This is a genomic window from Bartonella queenslandensis AUST/NH15, from assembly GCF_000312585.1.
Classification (GTDB): domain Bacteria; phylum Pseudomonadota; class Alphaproteobacteria; order Rhizobiales; family Rhizobiaceae; genus Bartonella; species Bartonella queenslandensis_A.
Genome location: NZ_HE997981.1, coordinates 10,906 through 14,188, shown reverse-complemented (window position 1 = coordinate 14,188; position 3,283 = coordinate 10,906). Strand labels below are relative to the sequence as shown.

Here is a 3,283-nt window from a genome sequence, read left to right as displayed (position 1 = left end):
GCGCTTGAGAGTGACGGGCGCATTAGTCAACCAATATAACGCTTAATTTAGGCAGGCGTTGCGCCCGCCTGGGCAATTCTGGGCCTAAACAAGCCCACTGATTATTGTAACCCAAGGGAAACATATCATGCGGCATATTACGCAAAATGGACTAAACTTAATCAAACGGTTTGAGGGTTTCTCTCCAACCGTTTATTTTTGCCCGGCTGGCTATCCGACAATTGGCTATGGCCATGTCGTCAAAGACAATGAGGACTTTTCAGTGGGCATTGATGAGGCACGCGCCATTGAGCTTTTACGCCAAGATGCCATCATTGCAGAGCTCGCAGTCTTGCGGCTGATCAACGTGCCTTTGACGTCTAATCAGTTTGATGCGCTGGTCTCCTTTACGTATAATTTGGGCGGCGGCGCATTGCAAAGCTCAACGCTACGGCGCAAAGTCAACCGTGGCGAACATAATGAAGCCCCCGAACAATTTTTACGCTGGGTCTTTGCCGGCGGGCGCAAACTTAAAGGCCTCATCCTCCGTCGACAAGCAGAGGCAAACTTATATCAACAAGTGGGGCTGTCGGTTTTATAGCGATTGACCAAGCCCATAAAGCTTTTATTGGCAGCGATAGCATCATGCGGAATAAGGACATAGTGCCATGGTTTCCCATTATTGTCTTCGGCATGCTGCGTGGCGTGTTCACACCAACGTATCGCTGCTTTTTGTTTTGCCAAAACGGCGTCACCTTGCATTTGCGAGGCCATTTTTATTTCACATAGATATTTCGCATTAATGGTTTCAACAACAAAATCTGGCTCATAAGCGAGACCGTTTTTATATTCAATACGGAAAAAGCCGGGCGCTGGTTTCATCCAGCGTAAAACTTGCTCATCATCTTCTAGAGTTTGAGCAAATCTGAGCTCGCCATCAACGGAATCAAATTTTTGCAACGGATAACAGCATTTTTGAAAGCCGCCAAAAACAATCTTTTTTACATCGCTTTTAACCGTAGGAATGACTCTAAAATCTTGCGGCTCTGCACCTTCCGTCATAGTATAATTAAGTGGCTTTAGTATTGTAAAGCCCCGAGTAACGTTAACTTGATAATCTGTAGGTGTTTCCCAATAATGATCCTCAAGTTGTGTGATAATAAATTCGGTTATGCTTTTTTGGTTATGGATGAGGACATTTTCGACATCTTTTTCGTCCGACAAATAGGATTTGAACCGCCCGACAATCTGTTCTGCTAGCTTGTTGAGTAATACACAATGCTCGTCATAATCAACAAGATTATGGTCTATCAAACCGCGAATAATATAGTTTTCAAGCCGTTCTTCTCTATCATACCCACCATCAAAAGAGAGCAAGCTACTGTTGTTTGTGCGAAGCTGGCGGATCAACATTTCATCGCTGACCGGCTGGTAGTTAAGTCTTTCTAAGCCTTCTAGATTAAAATCGCGAAAGCCATAGGTCGTGTCACGCGATGGGATGAGAACAATATTTGGGATGTCGATTATGAATTCGACAATATTTTTCGTAACCGTTTCCACAACCTCTTTAACCACGGCGCTCGTTTCATCGGGCTCTAAATTTAGTGATGCTTGCGCTGGTTTGATCTTTTCAGAAATTTCTTTGATAATTTGCGATTGAATTTCAGGGGCTGATAATTCACGGGAAGTGTTTAAATGCTCATAGCGATTGACAACGCTTATTGCCATTTGTGCAATTTGTCGGTGTTGCGGTGTATTAAAAATGGTTTGTGGTGCCGTGGTTGGCTGACAAGGATAATCATTTTCAGTCGCAGCAGAACCAACCAAAGAGCTTGAAGCGAATGATGGAACAGTGATAATTTGAGATTTCTCACGAGGAACATCGCCACCATCACCAATTTCAATCTGTTTCTTGATGATTGAATTTGGATCATTAGCCTTATCGACAATTTCTTGGAATCTGTCATGGGCTATAATCGTCAGGCGATCAATTGCTTCAACACCGGTTCGGTGACCGTATGGCAAGCGCAAACCACGCCCAATCGTTTGCTCGGTTAAAATCTCAGAAGCTGAAGCACGCAGCGGAACAATTGTATAAAGATTGGTGACGTCCCACCCTTCTTTCAGCTTGTTCACGTGAATAACGATTTCTGTCGGCTCATCGGGGTCTTCTACAGACATAAGGCGTTGAATATTCTCATCTTCTTCAGCGCCAGATTGCTTTGAATGTACCTCCGCGACCTTGCCTTTGTAGCGCCCTTTAAAGAAACTATCAGATTCCAAAAACGCACGTAATTGGCGAGCATGCTCGGTATCTTGCGCCACGACCAATATAAAAGGCTTTACAAGTTTTTGATCATATTGGCGCGCATAAACGTCCAATTCAACTTTCACATGCTCATGATGGTGGATACCATCTTCTAGTTTTATGCGCTCTAATTCATCTGCGGTATAATTTTTAGGATCAAAATCTTTTCGGGTCGCAACGTCGGGCTCTTTAACAAAACCATCATTCATGGCCTGCGCTAGAGAATATCCATAAATAATGTTTTTAAAATCAACTGATTTGGCCCCTGTTGTTTTCGGTGTTGCCGTTAGTTCAATACCAAGAATAGGCTTAAGCTCATTAATGGCAGTTGCGCCCGCACTTGCGCGATAGCGGTGCGCCTCATCCATTAGGAGGACAAGATCAGGTAAATTGGCAAGGTAATTAAAATAGCTCTCTCCAATTGTCTCTTGTAAGCGCTTAATACGCGGTGCGCTTGATTTTGCTGCGCCTTTTTTATTTTCGGTTGCATTAATCTTTGAGATGTTAAAGATATTAATAAAAGGCGTGTCGCTATCATCAAAAAGCCGGACTTGGCCACGGAAATTTGCCGTATCAGTGCGCACCCCTTTACCATCATCATAATCCTCCCCTGTGATAATAGCGGGGGGGTTAGTTATAAATTCGTGGATACCCTTAAAGACATATTTAGGACTGCTAGGGGTGAAATCTTGTTTAAGCTTTTCATAAATCGTTAGATTAGGCGCAAGCACAAAAAAATGGCGGCTACGGCCTGTTAAGTAAAGATAGCTGATAAAAGCACCCATGAGCCGCGTTTTACCAACCCCGGTGGCAAGAGCAAAACAGAAGGACGGAAAATCACGCTCAAAATCCTGCACAGAAGGGTAAAGGGCTTGGATGGTTTTGAGATTATGGCAAAAATCGCATTCTTTTGACAGTTCAATATCCTCGAGCACATTTGCCAAGATTTCAAGAGATTCCGCCTGTGGCTGGCGCAATGATAAACGTGATGTTATT

General features: G+C 43.7%; 2 protein-coding genes. One reads left to right on the top strand and one right to left on the bottom strand.

Going from position 1 to position 3,283, the window contains the following annotated elements; genetic code table 11:
• The first annotated feature begins 127 nt into the window (after positions 1 to 127).
• The gene (locus tag BN338_RS01685; protein WP_039758428.1) at positions 128 to 580 is read left to right on the top strand and encodes a lysozyme; all 453 of its coding nucleotides are present in this window, start codon (positions 128 to 130) and stop codon (positions 578 to 580) included.
• Here the strand turns inward: BN338_RS01685 and BN338_RS01680 are convergent.
• Positions 553 to 3,282 (bottom strand): DEAD/DEAH box helicase, encoded by a 2,730-nt coding sequence (locus BN338_RS01680; protein ID WP_244427588.1) that lies wholly within the window; start codon positions 3,280 to 3,282, stop codon positions 553 to 555. The two genes, BN338_RS01685 and BN338_RS01680, sit on opposite strands and share 28 nt — an antisense overlap.
• Position 3,283: the final 1 nt, after the last annotated feature.

Coding starts and splice junctions, on each gene's coding strand:
- BN338_RS01685 (WP_039758428.1), top strand. CDS start 128: ATGCGGCATATTACGCAAAATGGACTAAACTTAATCAAACGGTTTGAG.